The organism is Rhodococcus sp. IEGM 1406 (genome assembly GCF_030056745.1).
In the GTDB taxonomy this organism is placed as follows: Bacteria; Actinomycetota; Actinomycetes; order Mycobacteriales; family Mycobacteriaceae; genus Rhodococcus_F; species Rhodococcus_F erythropolis.
This window is the reverse complement of sequence record NZ_JASHKO010000009.1, coordinates 1-21,348: the sequence shown is the minus strand read 5'-3', so window position 1 is coordinate 21,348 and position 21,348 is coordinate 1. Positions and strand designations below refer to the sequence as shown.

Below are 21,348 nucleotides of genomic sequence, written 5' to 3'. Positions count from 1 at the left end.
ACTCCCGGTGGTCGTGGGCTCTGTTGTGTTATCGGTTTTCCGGTGAATCGGTGCGGCTCGGCAACCACACATCCGGGGCGATAGTCGAGGTTCTGCGCCCGTCCTGATCGAGTACGTGACCGAGCAGTTTGCGCAGGTGCAGCACGATGGATCGTTCGGTGACGTAAAGCCCCGAAATCTCCTTGCGCAGACGAATTTCGAATGCATCGAGTTCTGCAGGAGAATGCAGCCACAACTGAACCACCAGATTGTCGGCGCCCACCACCGCGAAACAGTTTCGGACTTCCGGCGCTCGGCTCAGTAATCGGCCCGCAGTATCGAGAAGTTCGGGTTCGACGCGGCACCACAGTGTGGCGAGCACGGGAAGCCCGGCCAGCGGCCGGGCAAATTCACACCGCAGCGCCACCAACCCCGAAGACGTGAGCCGGTCGATCTGGCGTTTGCACGCAGCCGGACTGACACCGATCGCGTCGGCCAACTCCTTCATGGGAGTGCGCCCGTCGTAGGCGAGGATCGTGAGAACCTTGCGATCCTGTTCGGAAATGCCGGTCGACCGAGCGCGCACGGCAGTACGGCTTTCGCTGGTGGTCAGCACACCCTTCTCGGACGGTGCCAGCGCATTGAGTCTCCATCGCCCACCTTCGGTGAACCAGCGTGTGATGATCGAGGTTCGTGTCGCGAGTACGCCGTCGATCGTTGCGATCTCTTCCGAGATGAAGCGCGACATCGACGCCAAGTCCGCAGTACCGGCTGTGACGAGCAGATCGGCTCTACCTGTTGATACTTCGATGGTCACGGCGTGGGCCAAGATGGTGAGACGTGCCGCGACGGTGTCGAGAAGTTCTGGTGAGCAATCGATTTCGATGATCGCTGTGACGATGGTGCCCAGCACCTGTGGCCCCGGAGTAACCGTGACCCAGGCCAACGACGATTCGGACAGTCGATTCCAACGCCGGGCGAGAGTCGCGGCGTCGAGTTCGAGTGGGCCGGCCAACGAAAGCCACTTCGATCGCGGTGCGAGCTGCAGCGCATTGATTATCCTCAGATCGATTTCATCTATCCCGCGATCGTTGTCGGCATCGAGTGCGCTCATAACGTCATTATCCTGCACATTGCCGCAAGATTTGAACTATCTGCGACGCTCGACCCATGAGCACAGAGGCCAAGTACGCGCTGATCGGAGCGGGTCCGTCTGGATTGGCCGGCGCGCGAAACCTCGATCGAGCCGGAATAGCGTTCGACGGCTTCGAGAGCCACGACGACGTCGGTGGGCTCTGGGACATCGACAACCCGCACAGCACCGTCTACGAGTCGGCGCACCTCATTTCGTCGAAGGGCACCACCGCATTCGCGGAGTTCCCGATGGCGGATTCGGTTGCCGACTACCCGAGCCACATCGAACTTGCCGAGTATTTCCGCGACTACGCCGATACCCACGATCTTCGCAGGCACTTTGCCTTCGGCACTACCGTCATCGACGTTTCGCCGGTCGATTCGCTGTGGCAGGTCACCACGCGTAGTCGCAGCGGTGAGACGACAGTCGCGCGGTATCGAGGCGTGATCATCGCGAACGGAACGCTGTCGAAGCCGAACGTACCGACGTTCCGGGGCAACTTCACCGGCACGTTGATGCACACGAGCGAGTACCGCAGCGCCGAGATCTTCCGCGAAAGGCGGGTACTGGTCATCGGAGCGGGCAACAGTGGATGCGACATCGCCGTCGATGCCGTCCACCAGGCCGAGTGCGTCGATTTAAGCGTTCGGCGAGGCTACTACTTCGTCCCCAAGTATCTGTTCGGACGACCCTCGGACACCTTGAATCAGGGAAAGCCGTTGCCGCCGTGGATCAAACAACGCGTCGACACCTTGGTACTCAAGCAGTTCACGGGAGATCCGGTGCGGTTCGGATTTCCGGCACCGGACTACAAGATCTACGAATCGCATCCGGTCGTGAACTCATTGATCCTGCACCACATCGGGCACGGTGACGTGCACGTGCGCGCCGACGTCGACCGGTTCGAGGGGAAGACGGTGCGGTTTGTCGACGGATCGTCTGCCGACTACGACCTCGTTCTCTGCGCCACGGGGTATCACCTCGACTATCCCTTCATCGCGCGCGAGGACCTGGACTGGTCGGGCGCTGCCCCGGACCTGTTCCTCAACGTCGCGAGTCGCCGTCACGACAATCTCTTTGTGCTCGGCATGGTCGAAGCATCGGGTCTCGGGTGGCAGGGCCGTTACGAGCAGGCCGAGTTGGTGGCCAAATTGATCACCGCACGCACCGAAGCCCCCGCCGCGGCGCGCGAATTCTCGGCAGCGGCGGCCGGCCCTCCTCCCGATCTGTCCGGGGGATACAAGTACCTGAAGCTGGGACGAATGGCCTACTACGTGAACAAGGACGCCTACCGATCGGCGATCAGACGGCACATCGGACTGCTCGATGCCGCTCTGACGAAGGGAGGACAGTGATGCCGATCGACGACGTGGTGCTCAACTTCAACCCGGGATCGTTGATGATCCTCAACGTGGTGCTGGCCGCGATCATGCTGGGGATCGCCCTCGACACCTCGGTCGACGACTTCCGTCGTGCGCTCACCAAACCCAAGGCGATGGCGGTGGGTATCGCTGCCCAGTTCCTGCTGCTGCCGGCAGTGACTTTTCTGCTGACGCTGATTCTCTCGCCCGCTCCCTCGGTAGCGCTCGGCATGATCCTGGTGGCGTGCTGCCCGCCGGGCAATATCTCGAATGTCCTGACTCACCGGGCGGGCGGCGACGTCGCACTCTCGGTGTCCATGACGGCGGTGTCGAACGTCCTCGCGATCTTCCTCATGCCGCTCAATCTCGCGTTCTGGGGGAGCCGACGCCCGGAGACCGACGCTCTGTTGCAGTCCGTGAACCTGAATGCGCTCGAGATGGTCGCGCAAATCGCCCTGATCATCGGCGTGCCGTTCGTTCTCGGCATCTGGGCGGCACAAAAGTTCCCGGAGATCGCCGCGAAAGCGCAGCCTTGGGTGAAAAACGGTTCGTTGGTGGCGTTGTTGATCTTCATCGTCGCGGGTGTGTCAGGGAATGCGTCGTACTTCGTCGACTACATCGGGGTGGTACTGCTCGCGGTCTTCCTGCACGACACGGTTGCCCTCGCACTGGGATACTTCTGCGGCGCCGTCACCGGGTTGAACGAATACAGCCGTCGCGCCGTCTCTTTCGAGGTCGGCATCCGCAATGCCGGACTGGGGCTTGGCCTGGTGTTCACGTTCTTCGACGGGCTCGGTGGCATGGCCGTCGTGGCCGGCTGGTGGGGAATCTGGGACATCATCGCCGGGTTGGCTCTGGCGACGATCTGGTCCAAGCGACGCGCCCGAAAGGCGGTACCGGCATGACCGTCGCACTCGTCACGGGCGGGAACGGGTTCCTGGGTACCGCTGTCATCGACGCACTGATCGCGCAGGGCATCACCGTCGTCTGTGTCGACCTCACCGTCAAGGACACGCCGGACGATCGCATCCGCCGCGTTAGGGCGGACGTCTGCGACCCCACAGAATTGGGGCGGGTGTTCGGTCAGTACCGACCGAACGTCGTGATCCACCTTGCGTCCATCGTGAATCCCGGCAAGAACACGACAGCAGAGCAGGAGTACCGCGTTGACGTCGACGGGACACGAAACGTGCTCGCGGCCTGCGTCGAACACGGGGTTGGACGGATCGTCGTGTCTTCGTCCGGAGCGGCGTACGGCTACCACTCCGACAACCCACCGTGGATCACCGAGGACGTACCTGTCCGAGGCAACGACGAATTCACTTACAGTCGCCACAAACGCCTGGTCGAAGAGATGCTCGCCGAATATCGCGTCGAACACCCGGAGTTGGAACAAGTTGTCTTCCGGATCGGCACGATCTTGGGTGAGAGCGTCGACAATCAGATCACCGCGTTGTTCGATCGCCGCAAGCTGCTCAAGGTTGCCGGGAGCGAAAGCCCCTTCGTGTTTGTCTGGCACACCGATGTCGCGGGCGCTTTTGCGGAGGCCGTGACCGGAAACCAAGTGGGCATCTTCAACGTTGCGGGCGACGGCGCGTTGACCGTCGACGAGTTGGCTTCCCGGATGGGCAAGAGCACGGTGACGCTTCCTGCATGGCTGTTGCGAGGCGTTCTACGCGTCGGACGGCGATTGGGCGTAACGGAACACGGTCCGGAGCGCGTCGGATTTCTCCAGTACCGACCCGTTCTCGACAATCGGCGGCTCAAGGAACAGTTCGGGTACGTCCCCGAATATTCGAGCGAGGACGCGTTTGCCGCTTACCTCGCCTCACGCTGACCCCTTCGGCAGACAGTCGTGGAAGGATCGGAGTTGTCCGTCGGCATTTCGAGAAGGGACTGACAGTGTCACGAAATGATGGGCCCGAACATGATGGGTCCGAGCACGATGGGTCCGTGCACCAGGTAGTCGAGGCCGCCAGTGCACTCGACGACAAGGACTTCCTCGCGGTCGTTCGCGCAGTGGTCGAGCGTCGTCCGAGCTTGTCGGTCCTTCTTTCCGTGGTTGACACCGCTGCCGCGAGCCTCGAGCCGCACCGTGTAGAGGACGACAACACGATCACCGACGCCGAAGAAGTCGAACTGCCCGACACCGTTGTGGAGGTCGACGAGATCATCGACGTCCCGGTGGTACTTGCGACCGACCCGAGAATTCCCGAACCCGACTACACCGAAGGGGGAGTCCCCACTTTCGACCGTGTTCGGGAGAAGATAGAGGGGCGTTTCGGTACTTCCATAGGTTCGGCCGAATTGGCACACGAGAGTCCTGCCGGAAAATCCGTCGACGAGCAGTGGGACGAGCGCCAGAAGGCCGCAAAAGCCAAGCTCGAGGAGATCCGGCGATCCATGGGTAAGTAATTATGCATTCCGATGCACAATGATGCATACTGTGTGACATGACTGAAGGTGGTACGACCGAGAACGCCCGCAAGCCGATCAGAGTCGCCGTTGCCGGCGCCAGTGGGTACGCCGGTGGTGAGGTTCTGCGTCTGCTCCTCGGGCACCCGTCCTACGCCGACGGCAGTCTGGTGATCGGTTCGCTGACCGCCGGTGGCAACGCCGGTTCGACGCTCGGTGAGCATCATCCGCACTTGCTCCCACTCTCTTCGCGGGTACTCGAAGAGACCACTGTCGAAATCCTCTCGGGTCACGACGTCGTCTTCCTCGGTCTCCCACACGGAAATTCGGCTCAGTACGCCAAGTTGCTGCCCGAGTCGACAGTCATCATCGACTGCGGCGCGGACTTCCGGCTGCAGGATCCCGCAGCCTGGGAGAAGTACTACAAGAGCACTCATGCCGGTACCTGGCCATACGGTCTTCCTGAATTGCCCGGTGCCCGTGAGAAATTGGTAGGCGCAACCCGCATTGCCGTTCCGGGCTGCTACCCGACGGCAGCGAGCCTCGCGCTGGCCCCCGCCGTTGCCGCGGGGATCGTGGACTCACACGTGAACGTGGTTGCGGTCAGTGGCACTTCGGGCGCCGGCCGGGCGCCGAAGGCCGATCTGCTGGGTTCCGAGGTCATGGGCTCCGTCCGCGCATACGGTGTCGGAGGTGTCCATCGCCACACCCCTGAGATCATTCAGAATCTTTCGGCCGCAGGCGGCAAGGACATCAGTGTTTCTTTCACTCCAGTCCTCGCGCCCATGCCGCGCGGCATCCTCGCGACCTGCACGGCAGCCACCACGGCCACCGAAGAGCAAGCGCGCGAAATCTACGAAAAGGCATACAACGACGAGCCGTTCATCCACGTGCTGCCTGCCGGAGTCTTCCCGCAGACCGGTGCCGTGATCGGATCCAATGCCGTGCAGATCGGGGTCACCGTTGACGCCGACGCCGGTCAGCTTGTTGTCATCTCGGCAATCGACAATCTCACCAAGGGCACCGCCGGTGGCGCGGTGCAATCGATGAATCTCGCCCTTGGCCTACCCGAGACCGCAGGTCTCTCTACCGTGGGAGTAGCTCCGTGAGCACCGACAATCCGCAGCCGATCGACAACGCAACCGAGCCTGACGCGACAGTTGCAGACGTGGTTCACGTCGCCGGGGGACGTCTGCTCCGCACACAGGGCGTTACCGCACCTGCCGGATTCCGCGGTGCCGGAATTGCTGCCGGTATCAAGAAGAGTGGCAAGTCGGACCTCGCATTGGTGCTCAACGAGGGACCCGATCTGGCCGCTGCCGGCGTCTTCACCCTGAACAAGGTCAAGGCTGCTCCGGTGCTCTGGTCTCAGCAGGTTTTGACGACGGGCAAGCTGCGCGCGGTCGTGCTCAACTCGGGCGGCGCAAACGCGTGTACCGGCGCGGGTGGATTCCAGGATGCGCACAAGACTGCCGAGGAAGTTGCCTCGGCACTGAGCAACTGGGGAACCGAGACGGGCGCGATCGAGGTCGCCGTCTGTTCGACCGGCCTGATCGGTGACCGCTTGCCCATGGACAAGCTGATCCCCGGTGTCACCGAGGTAGTGCACGAACTGGCCGGCGGAATCTCCGGCGGTACCGACGCGGCGTACGCGATCATGACCACCGATACCGTGCCGAAGCAGGCGTCGCTGCACCACGCGAACAAGTGGAACGTCGGCGGAATGGCCAAGGGTGCAGGCATGCTCGCGCCCGCACTGGCGACGATGCTGTGCGTCGTCACGACCGATGCTGTCGCAACGGCCGAGCAGCTCGATACCGCTCTGCGCGCCGCCACCCACCTGAGCTTCGATCGCCTCGACGTCGACGGCGCCACGTCCACCAACGACACGGTGCTCCTGTTGGCCTCCGGCGCCAGCGGTGTCACACCGACCCAGGACGAACTCAACGCCGCGGTCTTCGCAGTGTGCGACGATCTCGCGGATCAGTTGATGGCAGACGCCGAGGGCGTCACCAAGCGGGTCAAGGTGACGGTTCGCGGCGCAGCGTCCGAGTCCGATGCGTTGATCGGCGCTCGGACCATCGCCCGCGACAGCCTGGTCAAGACGGCACTGTTCGGATCCGATCCGAACTGGGGCCGCGTCCTCGCAGCAGTGGGTATCGCTCCCATCGAGCTCGATCCCGATCGAATCAGTGTGTCCTTCAACGGGAGTCCCGTCTGCATCGACGGCGTCGGCGCTCCGGGAGCGCGTGAGGTGGACCTGAGCGGGATCGACATCGAACTCGACATCGACCTGGGAATCGGCAACGAGTCCGTGAGCATTCGCACCACGGACCTCTCGCACGCGTACGTCGAAGAGAACTCGGCGTACTCGTCATGACCGAGACGTATCCCGTGATCAGCGAGCATCAGAAGGCGCATGTCCTCGCCGACGCGCTGCCGTGGCTGCAGCGATTCCGAGACAAGGTGGTCGTGGTCAAGTACGGCGGAAACGCCATGATCGACGAGACACTCAAGACCGCCTTCGCCGCGGACATGGCGTTCCTGCGGACTGTCGGCATCCACCCCGTCGTCGTGCACGGCGGCGGCCCGCAGATCAACGCGATGCTGGCACGCCTTGGCATGAAGGGTGAGTTCCGCGGTGGTTTCCGGGTCACGACGCCCGAGGTGATGGACGTCGTCCGGATGGTGCTCTTCGGTCAGGTGGGCCGTGAACTCGTCGGCCTGATCAACGCGCACGGTCCGTACGCGGTCGGTATCTCCGGTGAAGATGCGCACCTGTTCACCGCTACTCGACGCACTGTTGCGGTCGAGGGGGAGCAGACCGACATCGGCCTGGTCGGAGACGTCACCACCGTGAACCCAGACGCGGTACTCGATCTCATTGCGGCAGGACGCATTCCGGTGGTCTCGACCATCGCGCCCGACGCCGACGGCGTCGTCCACAACATCAACGCCGATACCGCCGCTGCCGCACTGGCCGAGGCGATCGGTGCCGAGAAGCTCGTTGTCCTCACCGACGTCGAAGGCCTGTACACCGATTGGCCGGACCGATCCTCGCTGGCCACCGAAATCGACACCGACGCCCTTGCCCAGTTGTTGCCGAGTCTCGATGCCGGCATGGTGCCAAAGATGGAGGCCTGCCTTCGCGCGGTGCGCGGAGGTGTGCCGTCGGCGCACGTGATCGACGGCCGGCTCGAACATTCAGTCCTACTCGAACTTTTCACCGGTGAAGGAATCGGCACGATGGTCGTGCCCGGCTCCTCGGTCGCCGGTCCCCAGCAGGGAGCTACTTCATGAGCACGATCGATCTGCAGCAGCGGTGGTCCGCTTCGCTGATGAACAATTACGGCGTACCCCGGGTTGCTCTCGTCCGCGGTGACGGCGCCGTACTCACCGACGCCGACGGCAAGCAGTACGTCGACTTCCTTGCCGGAATCGCCGTCAACATCCTCGGACACGGACATCCGGCCGTCGTCGAAGCCGTCACTACTCAGTTGTCGACACTCGGCCATGTTTCCAACCTGTACGCCAGCGAGCCGGTCGTCGAGTTGGCGGAGCAGTTGCTCGCTCATCTCGGCAACGTCACCGGGCGCGCGTTCTTCTGCAACTCCGGTACCGAGGCGAACGAGGCTGCCTTCAAGCTCGCTCGCGCCACTGGCCGGAAGAAGATCATCGCGGCCGAGGGCTCTTTCCACGGTCGCACGATGGGGGCACTCGCTCTGACGGGTCAGCCGGCCAAGCGGGCGCCGTTCGAACCGATGCCCGCCGGTGTCGAGTTCGTGCCGTACGGCGATGTCGAGGCACTGGAGCGGGCAGTCGATTCCGACACCGCTGCTGTGTTCCTCGAACCGATCATGGGTGAGGGCGGCGTCGTGGTGCCACCCGAGGGATACCTCGTCGAGGCTCGGCGGATCACCGCCGAACGCGGGGCGCTGCTCGTACTCGACGAAGTTCAGACCGGCATCGGCCGGACCGGCTGGTTCTACGCACATCAGGCAGTCGGCATCGTGCCGGACGTCATCACTCTTGCGAAGGGACTCGGCGGCGGAATGCCGATCGGCGCCTGCATCGCGACCGGAGCAACGGCAGAGTTGTTCGGACCAGGCAAGCACGGTACGACGTTCGGTGGCAATCCGGTGTGCGCTGCGGCGGCGCTTGCCGTGCTGAAAACCATTGCAGCGGAAGACCTGATCTCACGCGCCGACAGCTTGGGCAAATCGATCTCGGCGGGCATCGAAGATCTGGGCCATCCGTTGGTCGACTACGTACGGGGATCAGGACTGTTGCTGGGTGTCGTGCTGACCGAGGACGTCGCGCCGGCGGTGGAAAATGCCGCGCGCGAAGCCGGGTACCTTGTGAATGCAGCGCAACCCGGAGTGATCCGGTTGGCGCCGCCGCTCATCCTCACGGATGAGCAGGCCGAAACCTTCGTGGCAGCACTACCTGCCATCTTCGACAGTGCACTATCGGCTGACCAGCCGGGGGAGAAGTGACTACCGTGGTGAAACACTTTCTCAGGGACGACGATCTGACTCCGGCGCAGCAGGCCGAAGTTCTGGAACTCGCTGCGATTCTCAAGAAGGACCCGTTCGCTCGGCGTCCACTCGAGGGTCCTCGCGGAGTCGGCGTCATCTTCGAGAAGAACTCGACGCGTACACGTTTCTCGTTCGAGATGGGCATCGCGCAGATGGGCGGCCACGCCGTCGTCGTCGACGGGCGCAGTACCCAACTCGGTCGTGAAGAGACGTTGGCGGACACCGGACGCGTACTCTCCCGCTATGTCGACGCCGTCGTGTGGCGCACGTTCGGCCAGAAGCGCTTGGAGCAAATGGCAACGGGTGCAACGATTCCCATCGTCAATGCGTTGTCCGACGAATTTCATCCCTGTCAGGTTCTGGCCGATCTGCAAACGCTGATCGAGCAGAAGGGTGAGCTCAAGGGACTGAAGCTGACCTACCTGGGCGACGGCGCCAACAACATGGCTCACTCGCTGATGCTCGGCGGAGTCACCGCAGGCATCGACGTCACCATCGCAAGTCCCGCAGGCTTCGAACCGGCGGACTGGGTAGTAGCAGCAGCGCGCACACGCGCCGCGGAAACCGGCGCGACCATCACGCTGACGCAGGACCCGCAGGCCGGCGTCGTCGGTGCCGACGCGTTGGTCACCGATACCTGGACCTCGATGGGTCAGGAGAACGACGGGCTCGATCGGGTCGGACCTTTCCGTCCGTTCCAGATCAACAAGGAACTCCTCGCCAAAGCAGATCCGAAGGCTGTCGTCCTGCACTGCCTGCCGGCCCATCGCGGCGAAGAGGTCACCGACGAGGTTCTCGACGGACCCCAGAGTGTCGTCTGGGACGAGGCGGAGAACCGTCTGCACGCCCAGAAGGCGTTGCTCGTGTGGCTGCTGGAACAGCGAACCCAGCTGGACCAGGCGTGAGCGTCGCTCCCACTCGGGCCGGTCGCCAGTCGCGCATCATCGCGCTGCTGGCGGCGCACCCCGTCCGAAGTCAGACGGAATTGGCGGCGTTGCTCGGTGCCGAGGGCATCGAAGCGACGCAGGCCACCCTCTCGCGTGACCTCGAAGAGCTGGGAGCGGTGAAACTGCGTGCCGCCGACGGCGGCGCCGGTGTTTACGTGGTGCCGGAGGACGGGAACCCGGTACGCGGTGTGTCCGGCGGTACCGACCGCCTCTCACGGCTGTTGGGTGAGCTGTTGGTCTCCACCGATTTCAGCGGCAACATGGCGGTTCTCCGGACACCGCCGGGAGCCGCGCACTACCTCGCGAGCGCACTGGATCGGTCCTCGATGCCCGACATCGTGGGAACGATCGCCGGAGATGACACCATCTTCGTGGTGGCCCGAGAACCGCTTTCCGGAGCGGAACTCGCGGCCATGATCGAATCGCTCGCCTGACCCCTTATTCTTTGATAGAGATTTTCAACCGAAGGAGCACAAAAACCATGGCCGATCGCGTCGTACTCGCCTACTCGGGCGGGCTGGACACTTCTGTTGCCATCAGTTGGATCGGTAAGGAGACCGGCGCTGAAGTTGTCGCCGTCGCCATCGATCTGGGGCAGGGTGGCGAGGACATGGAGGTCGTGCGTCAGCGCGCGATCGACTGCGGCGCAGTCGAATCCGTTGTCGTCGACGCCCGCGACGAGTTCGCGGACGAGTACTGCCTGCCGACCATTGCGGCCAACGCCCTCTACATGGACCGCTACCCGCTGGTCTCGGCCATCAGCCGTCCGCTGATCGTCAAGCACATCGTCGAAGCTGCACGCTCGCACGGCGGCACCATCGTCTCGCACGGTTGCACCGGTAAGGGCAACGACCAGGTTCGCTTCGAGGTCGGATTCGGCGCCCTCGCGCCCGACCTTCAGGTCATCGCACCGGTCCGCGACTACGCCTGGACCCGCGAGAAGGCCATCGCCTTCGCCGAAGAGAACAACATCCCGATCAACGTCTCCAAGAAGTCGCCGTTCTCGATCGACCAGAACGTCTGGGGCCGCGCCGTCGAAACCGGCTTCCTCGAGGATCTGTGGAACGCACCGACGAAGGACGTCTACGACTACACCCAGGACCCGACGGTCAACTGGAACGCGCCCGACGAGCTCATCATCAGCTTCGACAAGGGTCGCCCGGTTGCCATCGACGGCCGCCCGGTGTCGGTTCTCGAAGCCATCCAGGAACTGAACAAGCGCGCAGGCGCTCAGGGTGTCGGTCGCCTCGACGTCGTCGAGGACCGTCTCGTGGGCATCAAGAGCCGTGAGATCTATGAAGCTCCCGGCGCCATGGTTCTCATCACCGCGCACCAGGAACTCGAACACGTCACCCTCGAACGCGAACTCGGTCGCTACAAGCGTCAGATGGAGCAGCGTTGGTCCGAGCTGGTCTACGACGGCCTCTGGTTCTCGCCCCTCAAGGACGCACTGGACACGTTCGTCAACAAGACGCAGGAACGCGTCACCGGCGACATTCGTCTCTTCCTGCACGGTGGAGCCATCACCGTCAACGGTCGTCGTAGCCCGGAGTCGCTCTACGACTTCAACCTCGCGACGTACGACGAGGGCGACAGCTTCGACCAGTCCGCATCGAAGGGCTTCGTCGAGATCCACGGTCTGTCGTCGAAGGTCGCCGCGAAGCGCGATCTGGGACTCTGAGCCATGACGGCTCACGGTGACGGAGACGCCCAAAAACACGGCACCAACGAAGGTGCGCTGTGGGGCGGGCGGTTCGAATCCGGACCGGCCGCTGCCATGGCGGCGCTGAGCAAGTCGACTCACTTCGACTGGGTCCTCGCTCCGTACGACGTGCGTGCGTCGCAGGCGCATGCACGTGTGCTGAACAAGGCAGGCCTGCTCAGCGAGGCCGATCTCGTGACAATGCTCGACGGTCTCGACCGTCTGGCGGCAGATGTCGCCAGTGGCGCCTTCGGGCCCAGTGAATCGGACGAGGACGTACACGGCGCACTCGAGCGCGGTCTGATCGAGCGTGTCGGGCCTGAGGTCGGTGGGCGCCTGCGTGCTGGACGTTCGCGCAACGACCAGGTGGCCACGCTGTTCCGCATGTGGCTTCGGGATGCGGTCCGCCGCATCTCCACCGGCGTTCTCGACGTGGTCGATGCTTTGGCGACTCAGGCCGGGGCCCATCCGGATGCCGTGATGCCGGGCAAGACGCACCTGCAGGCGGCTCAGCCGGTCCTGTTGGCGCATCACCTGCTCGCTCACGCACATCCGTTGTTGCGCGACGTGCAACGTCTTCGCGACTTCGACGTGCGAGCTGCGGTGTCCCCGTACGGTTCCGGTGCACTCGCCGGTTCCTCGCTCGGTCTCGACCCCGAAGCCATTGCAGCGGAATTGAAGTTCGACAGCTCGGCCGAGAACTCGATCGACGCAACCGCGTCGCGTGATTTTGCGGCCGAGGCAGCGTTCGTGCTTGCGATGATCGGTGTCGACCTCTCCCGCATGGCGGAAGAGATCATCATCTGGAGCACACCGGAATTCGGCTACATCACGCTTGCCGACGCGTGGTCGACGGGATCGTCGATCATGCCGCAGAAGAAAAACCCGGATGTTTCGGAACTCACGCGCGGTAAGTCTGGTCGTCTGATCGGTAACCTCACCGGCCTGCTGGCGACGCTCAAGGCTCAGCCGCTGGCGTACAACCGCGATCTGCAAGAGGACAAGGAACCGGTCTTCGACTCGGTTGCGCAGCTGGAGATGTTGCTCCCGGCCATCACCGGCCTGGTGCAGACTCTCGAGTTCCACACCGCGCGTATGGCGGAACTTGCTCCGGCAGGGTTCACGTTGGCCACCGACATCGCGGAGTGGATGGTGCGCCAGGGCGTGCCGTTCCGGGTTGCACACGAGGCTGCTGGAGCGTGTGTGCGTGTCGCCGAAGCGCGAGGCGTCGGACTCGAAGATCTCACGGACGAGGAACTGGCCGGCGTCGACAGCGCGCTGACACCCGCTGTTCGTGAGGTGCTGACAGTCGAGGGTTCCATCGCTTCGCGTAATGCGCGAGGCGGCACCGCGGGGGTGCGGGTAGCAGAACAGTTGGACGGAGTCCGAGCAGTGGCGCAGTCGCTGCGGGAATGGACCCTCTGACCTTGCGGTCACGAGTGTTTCCCCTCTCTTTTCGGCAGTAGTCCTTCGGTCGTACGCGGTCAGGGAGCAGAATTTGCTCCCTGACCGCGTACGCGTATTCGTCGTCAGTAGGCTTGTTACGCGCGGGAAAAATGAGACGGACGTCACATGGTGAGTAACTTGGGAGTGAAATGGTGGGATTGAATTCCAAGTCTGTGCTGGGCCCGATTCGTCGGGTGGTTGCGACAGCACAAAACGGCCTCGAGGTCGTCCGGTTGGGTGGGCTGGAAACGGATGCGACCACGTCGCCGTTCGAGATCGTCGAGCGCGCAGCGATGTACCGGCTTCGCCGCTACTTCCCGGACAGCGATCCGGAAACCGTCGGTGCACCGATCGTGCTGATCCCGCCGATGATGATGTCGGCGAACGTGTACGACGTGACCCGCGACCAGGGTGCTGTGGGAATTCTGCACGAGATGGGCCTGGACCCCTGGGTAGTCGATTTTGGTTCGCCCGACTCCGAAGAGGGCGGTTGGGATCGCAATCTCGCCGATCACATCATCGCTCTCAGCGACATCATCGACCACATCCACCGTCACACCGGTAAAGATGTTCACATCTCCGGCTATTCGCAGGGCGGCATGTTCGCCTATCAAGCTGCCGCGTATCGGCGTAGTCGAAACATCGCCAGCATCATCACCTTCGGCAGTCCGGTCGACACACTCGCCGCGTTGCCCTTCGGTATCCCGGCCGGATTGGCCACCAAGGGTGCGGATTTCCTCGCCGATCACGTCTTCAATCGCCTGGCGGTCACCGGGTGGATGGCTCGCACCGGGTTCCAGTTGCTCGATCCCGTGAAGACGTTGAAGATGCGCGTCGACTTCCTGCTTCAACTGCACGACCGTGAGGCTTTGCTGCCGAGGGAGCAGCAGCGACGTTTCCTCGCGACCGAGGGTTGGGTCGCGTGGTCCGGGCCCGCGGTTGCCGAACTGCTCAAGCAGTTCATCGTGCACAACCGAATGATGACCGGTGGTTTTGTCATCAAGGATCAATTGGTCTCGCTCGCCGAGATCACCTGCCCCATCCTGGCATTCGTCGGCGAGGTCGACGACATCGGTCAACCTCAGGCGGTTCGTGGGATCAGCCAGGCAGCGCCGCGGGCCAAGGTCTACGAATCTACCTTGCGCGCAGGTCATTTCGGATTGGTTGTCGGTTCCACCGCGGCCAATCACACCTGGCCGACCACCGGTGAATTCGTGCAGTGGACCGAGACGGGTGGACCCCTCCCGGACCGTATCGCGAACATGGTCTACGGCGCCGACCTCGAAGACCAGACCGGTGTGTCGATCAGCAATCGGATCATCCACACTGTCGCCTCGGTCGCTGAAGTAGGTGCAGGAGTCACCAAGGGAATCAGTGACCTTGCAGCCGGTGCGTTGCGCGGGACTTTCGAATTGTCCGGCGAAGCGGCACGCGCGTTGCCACGTCTTGCGCGACTCAACCAAATTCAGCCACACACCAAGATCTCGCTGAGCCAATTGCTCGCGGAGCAGCGTCGAAAAGCACCGAACGGCGAGTGCTTCCTCTTCGACAATCGTGTGCACACCTACGAAGCGGTCAACGCCCGCATCGACAATGTCGTGCGTGGATTGATTTCCGTGGGAGTGCGTCCGGCAGCGCACGTCGGTGTCCTGATGGAGACCCGCCCCAGCGCGCTCGCGGCCATCGCGGCCCTGTCGCGCCTTGGTGCCGTTGCCGTCATGCTTCCGCCGGGGTCCGACATCTCGGCGGCGGTCAAGCTGGGATCGGTTGATCGGATCATCACCGATCCGGAGAACGTCGACGCTGCGGTGGTTACCGGTAGGCCGGTCTTGGTACTCGGCGGCGGCGATGCCCGCGGACTCGAGGTGGATCCGTCACACGACGTGATCGATCTCGAACAAATCGATCCGACGAAGGTCAATCTGCCCGGTTGGTACCGGCCGGATCCCGGCGTCGCCCGTGAACTCGCATTCATCATCTTTGCGGAATCGGGCGGTGTGCTCGAAGCCAAGCAGATCACCAACTACCGGTGGGCACTGTCTGCCTTCGGAACGGCCACGGCGGCAGATCTCGATCGCGGTGACACCGTGTACTGCCTTGCACCACTCCATCATTCGTCGAGTCTGCTCGCGACCATCGGTGGCGCTATGGCCGGTGGCTCACGGATTGCGCTCTCACGCGGACTGAATCCGGCTCGATTTGTCGAGGAAATCCACCGCTACGGTGTGACCGTGGTGAGTTACACGTGGTCGATGATGCGCGAGATCCTCGACGAGGATCTTCTTCTCATCGACGGTAGCCATCCGGTCCGACTGTTCATCGGTTCGGGAATGCCTCACGGGCTGTGGAAGCGGACCACGGAGGCGTTCGACCCCGCGCAGGTGCTCGAGTTCTATGCGTCGACCGAAGGTGACGTGATTCTTGCCAATGTCGCGGGCTCCAAAGTTGGTTCCAAGGGCCGCCCGTTGCCGGGTAGCGCGCAGGTGCGGTTGGCGGCATACGACCCGCTGAGTGGTCGGCTCCTCGAAAATGGAAACGGATTTGTCCGTGAGTGCGCCGAAGACGAAGTCGGGTTGCTACTCGGGCGCGCGGGATTCACTGCCGATCTCTCGGGCGGAGCCATGCGGGGACTCTTCCAAGCGGGTGATTCGTGGATTCCCACGGAGAATCTCTTCCGCCGGGACGCCGACGGCGACTACTGGCTGATCGATCACAAGAACACGGTCATTTCGACGCTCCGCGGTCCCGTGTTCACCCAGCCGATCGTCGACGCGTTGTCGAGTGTGGCGCGGGTAGATCTTGCCGTCGCATACGGCGTCGGTGACGCGCCGCATCAGCTGGCGGTCGCTGCCGTGACATGGCGTCCAGGGCGGCAGTTCCGTTCCGCCGAGCTTGCAGAGGCTCTCTCGCGCATCGCTTTTGATGCGCGCCCGGATATCGTGCACGTGGTAGACGAGATCCCGGTGGGTTCGTCGTACCGTCCGAGCTCCACTGCGTTAGCTGCCGCCGGATTGCCGGCGCCAGGACCACGGACCTGGTTCCTCGATTCCGAGACGCAGTCGTACAAGCGGCTGACCAAGGCAATTGCCGCGCAGTTGATGCCGACGAGGGTGGGCACCGGAGCACGGTAGCCTGAGGACATTCTGTTTGATCGGTTCGAGAGGACTCACGTGGCTATTGATTCGACGTTGCTCAGCATTTTGGCCTGCCCCCAGGACAAAGGCCCGCTGTTGCTGGTCGGGGACGAGTTGCTCTACAACCCGCGCCTGCGGCGTGCATACCCGATCGAGAACGGCATTCCCGTTCTGTTGATCGACGAGGCACGCGATGTGGCGGACGACGAGCACGAGAAGTTGCTCGCGTGGGCTGAAGGCTAGATCGGTAATTCACCGGTCAGGTACCGCTGGAGGTTCGGAGCCACCAGCGGTACCAAAGCGTCAACGCTCAATGATGCGAGTGGTTCGAGTCCGAGCACATATCGTGTGACCAGCAGTCCGGCCATCTGAGATGCCACCAATTCCGCTCTGGTCAAGCCGGTACCAGGTGGTGTGTCCACCCGCGGAATGATGTCGCGCAATACGACATCGAGCAGAAAGCTCTGGATCAGCTGCGATCCGTCGCCGGAAACCGCCGATCGAAAAGCCGCCAGAATCGCCGGCTGGTGTTCCGATTCCCACAGCCCGATCACTGCTCTGAGTAGATTTTCGCCGAGATTTTCGGTCGGAGAGGCGTGAACCGGTCCCAATACCTGGACTGGATCGATCGGTAGCGCGATCGCAGCGGTGAACAACTGCTCCTTGCTTCCGAAATGATGATGAATCATGGCCGGATCGACGTCAGCGGCCGCAGCTATCGATCGAATGGTTGTTCGTCGAAAACCGTTCTGGGAGAACGCCCGTCGCGCCGAATCGAGGATCTGCGCGCGAGTCTCCGACTTGCCCGGTCGTCGCCCCGAACGAATCGGTGCAGGTGCGGGCGCCGTGTCGTTGTCGTTCATGAAGTGCGGCGATCGAGTGTTGCCGCGGCCAGCGAGAGTGCTGCGGCGGCGAAGCCCGCCATGACGGCGAGATCACGCCACATCTGACCCGTCGCGTCGGCATGCATCGACACTTGCTGAAGTGCGTCGACGGCGTAGCTCAAGGGGAGGACGTTGCTGATCCATTCGAGCCAGGTCGGCAATTGGTCGCGGGGCACGAGGAGTCCGCAGAGGAACAGTTGGGGGACCACAACTACCGGCATGAACTGCACCGCTTGGAACTCGGTCTTCGCGAATGCGCTGGCCAACAGGCCGAGCGCAACGCCGAGTATTGCGCCGAGAACTGCAATGACGATGACCCAGGCAAGACTGCCGGCGATGGTGAGTCCGAGAAATCCGAAAGCAACCGCGCACGCGAGAGCCGCCTGAGCGGCGGCCGAGAGCGAAAATGCCGCGCCGTATCCCGCCAGAAGATCGAGTTTGCCCATCGGGGTGGTGAGCAGGCGTTCGAGTGTTCCTGAACTGCGTTCGCGCTGCATGGCGATGGACGTGACCAGGAACATGACCACAAACGGCAAGATTCCCAGCATGGTGATCGCCACCCGTTGGAACAGTGAAACCTGGCCGGGCGGCGTGGGTACGTCTTGGTAGAGGAAATACAGCAAAATCATCAACAACGACGGGACCAACAAGATCATGGCCACCGTGCGATGGTCCTGGCGGAGCTGAAGCAGAATGCGTACGGTCGTAGCACCGAAGATCCTGATGCTCATGATATTTCGCCTCCGACGGGTGAAGTCCGAATCAGCTCGAGAAAGGCGTCCTCGAGCCGTTCACATCTGGTTTTGGCGCGCAATTCATCGGGTGTGAGTTGAGCGAGGAGATGCCCATCTCGCATCAGGATCAGTTCAGCGCAGTGGTCGGCCTCATCCATGACGTGGCTGGAGACCAACAGGGTGGTTCCGCTGCGAGCAAGGTCGGCAAATCGTTCCCACAATTCGACACGAAGCACCGGATCCAGACCAACGGTCGGTTCGTCGAGGATCAACACATCAGGTGATGCCACCAACGCGCATGCCAGCGAGACTCGACCGCGTTGACCTCCGGACAGATCGGCGGCGGTCTGGTCGGCGTATCGGCTCAATCCGACTGCGTCGACCGCTGCTGCGACGTCTACGCCGGACTTGCCGTACAGAGCGCCGAAGTACTGGACGTTTCGAGTGACCGTCAGGTCGCCATACACGCTGGGGGATTGGGTGACGTATCCGACCCGGCGGCGAAGAGCAACGGACCCCGCGAGGTCGCCCAGGACTCTGACCTCACCACTTTCGACGACCTGGGTTCCGACTATCGCGCGCATCAGGGTTGTCTTGCCGCAGCCGGACGGGCCGAGCAGTCCGGTGATCGATCCTGCCGAAACCTGCAGGTCGAGTGAGTGAAGAACTTCGTGCTTGCCGCGAATGACTCGTAGTCCGCGGATGTCTATTGCCGGCGTGGTGGTCACGGTTCGCCTCATTTCGATAATTCATCACTTGTTGAATTATGCGACTCGGCCGACCGATGAGTCAACGGCGTGGGCACAATCGAAGGGTGAGTATCGAGACCTTGGAAAATGTGAAGAACCCGTTGGAAGCGGGCCTGACAATTCTCGGCTCGACCCTGATCGTCGACGACATCTCGCTGAGGATTGTCGAGGTCGAGGCGTACGGAGGGGAGAAGGACGGGCCCTGGCCAGATCCGGCAGCACATTCGTATCGGGGGCAAACGCCGCGGAACAGCGTGATGTTCGGGCGGGCGGGCCGTCTCTACGTCTACCGCAGCTACGGAATGCACTTTTGTATGAACATCTCGTACGGCCCGGATGGTGTCGCGGGTGGTGTTCTGCTCCGAGCGGCCGAAATCGAGGCCGGTCACGATGTGGTGTCTGCTCGGAGATCGCCGGATCGACCATCTCACCAATGGGCCAGAGGGCCAGGTAATCTCGGCGCTTCCGTTGCAATCACGTTGGCGGACAACGGAACAGACGTGTTCAACCCTGCCTCGCGGGTTCGGCTCGAATTGGGGGAGTCGAAGGAATGGGTCAGTGGACCGCGGGTGGGGGTCAGTACTGCGGCCGAGGTCCCGTGGCGCCTCTGGATTCCGGACTCGCGAGCTGTGTCCGCGTACCGCCGAAGCCCGCGAGCGCCGGTCATTTCGTGAAGATGGGATGATCGAGTCCGTGACTGAGAATATTCTCGACGAACTGACCTGGCGTGGGCTGATCGCCCAATCAACTGATCTCGACGCTTTGCGTAAAGATCTCGAGGCCGGACCGGTCACGTTGTATGCGGGCTTCGACCCGACCGGCCCGAGCCTGCACGCAGGTCACCTGGTTCCGCTCCTCGCGCTCAAGCGGTTTCAGCGTGCCGGTAACCGTCCGATCGTTCTTGCCGGCGGTGCAACAGGCCTGATCGGTGATCCCCGTGACGTCGGGGAACGGACGATGAACTCCGCCGATACCGTCGCGGACTGGGCAGGTCGCATCCGTGGTCAGCTCGAACGATTCGTGGATTTCGACGATTCACCGACGAGTGCGGTCATCGAGAACAATATGAACTGGACCGGCAAGATGTCGGCCATCGACTTCCTGCGTGATGTCGGCAAACACTTCTCTGTGAACGTCATGCTTGCGCGTGACACCGTGAAGCGTCGTCTCGAGTCGGACGGGATGTCGTACACCGAGTTCAGCTACATGCTGCTCCAAGCCAACGACTACCTGCACTTGCGACGCGATCTCGGCTGCACTCTGCAGGTCGGTGGGTCCGATCAGTGGGGCAACATCATCGCGGGCGTCGAACTCAACCGTCGTGTCGACGGCGAGAGTGTTCACGCAATGACCGTTCCGCTGGTGACCTCGGCTGATGGGAAGAAGTTCGGAAAGTCGACCGGTGGCGGCAGTCTGTGGCTCGACCCCGAGATGACCAGCCCGTACGCGTGGTACCAGTACTTCGTGAACACCGGCGACGCCGACGTGATCAAGTACTTGCGCTGGTTCACGTTCCTGACCGCAGACGAACTCGCGGAACTCGAGACGGCAACGGCGGAGCGTCCGCATGCGCGCGAAGCGCAGAAGCGATTGGCTGCGGAGATGACGACCTTGGTTCACGGAGAACACAACACTCGCGCCGTCGAGCTCGCCAGCCAGGCGTTGTTCGGCAAGGCGGAATTGGCGGAACTCGACGAGTCGACGCTCGCCGCGGCGCTGAAGGAAGCATCTGTCAGCGAATTGGCGCCGGGGGAGCCGCGCACGATCATCGATCTGCTTGTGACGAGCGGTTTGTGTGAGAGCAAAGGAGCTGCTCGACGCGCAGTGAAGGAAGGCGGCGCTTCGGTGAACAACCAGAAGGTGTCGGCCGACGACTGGGAGCCCGCCGCATCCGATCTGCTTCACGGCAGCTGGTTGGTCGTCCGGCGCGGAAAGCGCAATTTCGCCGGCGTGAAAATACTTTCGAACTGACGTGTGTGGGGTCACAGTTGTCTCGCGGGGCTCCTGTGGCCGTTGGTGGCCCGTCTGCGGGCGGGCTACCAGCGGATTTAACCTGGCGAACACCTGCGACCTGCACGTTTGACGCTCAGTTTTCATTCGCGTAACTTTGTCCAAGTCAGAGCGACACGGACACCAACCCCGACCGAGAGGCCGGGGACACGCGGTTGGACGAAGTCGGAGACATTCACGCTCAACGGGAACTTGCTTCCTGGGAGCGAACAAGCTAAGATTGTAACCCTTGCCCCGGAGCTTTCAACCAGTTTGAAGCGATGGTGTGTGCGTGTTCTTTGAGAACTCAACAGTGTGTCGATGAATGTCAGTGC

At 62.6% G+C, this 21,348-nt stretch carries 20 protein-coding genes; 16 read left to right on the top strand and 4 right to left on the bottom strand.

Translation table 11 applies throughout. The features are described from left to right. Positions 1 to 28: 28 nt before the first annotated feature. The gene (locus QM596_RS28990; protein WP_283310566.1) at positions 29 to 1,093 is read right to left on the bottom strand and encodes an Lrp/AsnC family transcriptional regulator; all 1,065 of its coding nucleotides are present in this window, start codon (positions 1,091 to 1,093) and stop codon (positions 29 to 31) included. A gap of 56 nt (positions 1,094 to 1,149) precedes the next feature. Between QM596_RS28990 and QM596_RS28985 the strand changes: the two genes are divergently transcribed. The 14 genes from QM596_RS28985 to QM596_RS28920 all read left to right on the top strand — a co-directional run bounded on the left by QM596_RS28985 (position 1,150) and on the right by QM596_RS28920 (position 16,900). Continuing rightward, the gene (locus QM596_RS28985) at positions 1,150 to 2,469 is read left to right on the top strand and encodes a flavin-containing monooxygenase (protein WP_283310565.1); all 1,320 of its coding nucleotides are present in this window, start codon (positions 1,150 to 1,152) and stop codon (positions 2,467 to 2,469) included. Further along, positions 2,469 to 3,380, top strand: a complete 912-nt coding sequence (locus QM596_RS28980; protein WP_019748612.1) for a bile acid:sodium symporter family protein — start codon at positions 2,469 to 2,471, stop codon at positions 3,378 to 3,380. Before QM596_RS28985 ends, QM596_RS28980 begins: the two co-directional genes overlap by 1 nt. Next, positions 3,377 to 4,312, top strand: coding sequence for an SDR family oxidoreductase (locus tag QM596_RS28975; protein WP_283310564.1), 936 nt, complete (start codon positions 3,377 to 3,379; stop codon positions 4,310 to 4,312). Before QM596_RS28980 ends, QM596_RS28975 begins: the two co-directional genes overlap by 4 nt. Before the next feature lie 116 nt (positions 4,313 to 4,428). Beyond that, the gene (locus tag QM596_RS28970) at positions 4,429 to 4,890 is read left to right on the top strand and encodes a hypothetical protein (RefSeq protein WP_021344370.1); all 462 of its coding nucleotides are present in this window, start codon (positions 4,429 to 4,431) and stop codon (positions 4,888 to 4,890) included. Between the two features lie 38 nt (positions 4,891 to 4,928). Next, entirely contained in the window at positions 4,929 to 5,999 is a 1,071-nt protein-coding gene (gene argC, locus QM596_RS28965; RefSeq protein WP_019748609.1) for an N-acetyl-gamma-glutamyl-phosphate reductase, read from the top strand. 59 nt (positions 6,000 to 6,058) lie between these two features. Then, the gene (argJ, locus tag QM596_RS28960; RefSeq protein ID WP_020907877.1) at positions 6,059 to 7,270 is read left to right on the top strand and encodes a bifunctional glutamate N-acetyltransferase/amino-acid acetyltransferase ArgJ; all 1,212 of its coding nucleotides are present in this window, start codon (positions 6,059 to 6,061) and stop codon (positions 7,268 to 7,270) included. Next, positions 7,267 to 8,190: an acetylglutamate kinase gene (argB, locus tag QM596_RS28955; protein WP_019748607.1), complete on the top strand. Its 924-nt coding sequence runs from the start codon at positions 7,267 to 7,269 to the stop codon at positions 8,188 to 8,190. The genes argJ and argB overlap by 4 nt, the downstream gene beginning before the upstream one ends. Continuing rightward, positions 8,187 to 9,386, top strand: a complete 1,200-nt coding sequence (locus QM596_RS28950) for an acetylornithine transaminase (protein WP_020969719.1) — start codon at positions 8,187 to 8,189, stop codon at positions 9,384 to 9,386. The genes argB and QM596_RS28950 overlap by 4 nt, the downstream gene beginning before the upstream one ends. Continuing rightward, complete coding sequence (gene argF / locus QM596_RS28945) at positions 9,383 to 10,333, top strand: ornithine carbamoyltransferase (RefSeq protein ID WP_019748605.1); 951 nt, start codon at positions 9,383 to 9,385, stop codon at positions 10,331 to 10,333. Before QM596_RS28950 ends, argF begins: the two co-directional genes overlap by 4 nt. Next, entirely contained in the window at positions 10,330 to 10,809 is a 480-nt protein-coding gene (locus QM596_RS28940; protein ID WP_019748604.1) for an arginine repressor, read from the top strand. The genes argF and QM596_RS28940 overlap by 4 nt, the downstream gene beginning before the upstream one ends. A 47-nt stretch (positions 10,810 to 10,856) precedes the next feature. Then, entirely contained in the window at positions 10,857 to 12,056 is a 1,200-nt protein-coding gene (locus QM596_RS28935; RefSeq protein ID WP_007736221.1) for an argininosuccinate synthase, read from the top strand. Positions 12,057 to 12,059: 3 nt separating this feature from the next. Then, positions 12,060 to 13,502: an argininosuccinate lyase gene (gene argH, locus QM596_RS28930; RefSeq protein WP_283310563.1), complete on the top strand. Its 1,443-nt coding sequence runs from the start codon at positions 12,060 to 12,062 to the stop codon at positions 13,500 to 13,502. A gap of 170 nt (positions 13,503 to 13,672) precedes the next feature. Next, positions 13,673 to 16,654 (top strand): acyl-CoA synthetase, encoded by a 2,982-nt coding sequence (locus QM596_RS28925; protein ID WP_283310562.1) that lies wholly within the window; start codon positions 13,673 to 13,675, stop codon positions 16,652 to 16,654. Positions 16,655 to 16,693: 39 nt separating this feature from the next. Further along, positions 16,694 to 16,900 carry a Trm112 family protein gene (locus tag QM596_RS28920; RefSeq protein WP_283310561.1) on the top strand — a complete coding sequence of 69 codons (207 nt, stop codon included), beginning with the start codon at positions 16,694 to 16,696 and terminating at the stop codon, positions 16,898 to 16,900. On the opposite strand, the gene QM596_RS28915 is transcribed toward QM596_RS28920, so the two are convergent. Genes QM596_RS28915 through QM596_RS28905 form a run of 3 tightly spaced genes read right to left on the bottom strand, consistent with a single transcriptional unit; the run spans position 16,897 to position 19,003 of the window. After that, complete coding sequence (locus QM596_RS28915; RefSeq protein WP_283310559.1) at positions 16,897 to 17,520, bottom strand: TetR/AcrR family transcriptional regulator; 624 nt, start codon at positions 17,518 to 17,520, stop codon at positions 16,897 to 16,899. The two genes, QM596_RS28920 and QM596_RS28915, sit on opposite strands and share 4 nt — an antisense overlap. Then, positions 17,517 to 18,272, bottom strand: coding sequence for an ABC transporter permease (locus tag QM596_RS28910; protein WP_172932780.1), 756 nt, complete (start codon positions 18,270 to 18,272; stop codon positions 17,517 to 17,519). Before QM596_RS28910 ends, QM596_RS28915 begins: the two co-directional genes overlap by 4 nt. Then, positions 18,269 to 19,003, bottom strand: coding sequence for an ABC transporter ATP-binding protein (locus QM596_RS28905; RefSeq protein WP_283310556.1), 735 nt, complete (start codon positions 19,001 to 19,003; stop codon positions 18,269 to 18,271). Before QM596_RS28905 ends, QM596_RS28910 begins: the two co-directional genes overlap by 4 nt. Before the next feature lie 86 nt (positions 19,004 to 19,089). On the opposite strand from QM596_RS28905, the gene QM596_RS28900 reads away from it, so the two are divergent. Together QM596_RS28900 and tyrS are read left to right on the top strand one after the other, a co-directional pair. Next, a complete protein-coding gene (locus QM596_RS28900; protein ID WP_020969717.1) occupies positions 19,090 to 19,698 on the top strand; it encodes a DNA-3-methyladenine glycosylase in 609 nt (202 codons plus the stop codon). A 19-nt stretch (positions 19,699 to 19,717) separates the two neighbouring features. Continuing rightward, positions 19,718 to 20,995, top strand: a complete 1,278-nt coding sequence (gene tyrS / locus QM596_RS28895; protein WP_020907871.1) for a tyrosine--tRNA ligase — start codon at positions 19,718 to 19,720, stop codon at positions 20,993 to 20,995. Positions 20,996 to 21,348: the final 353 nt, after the last annotated feature.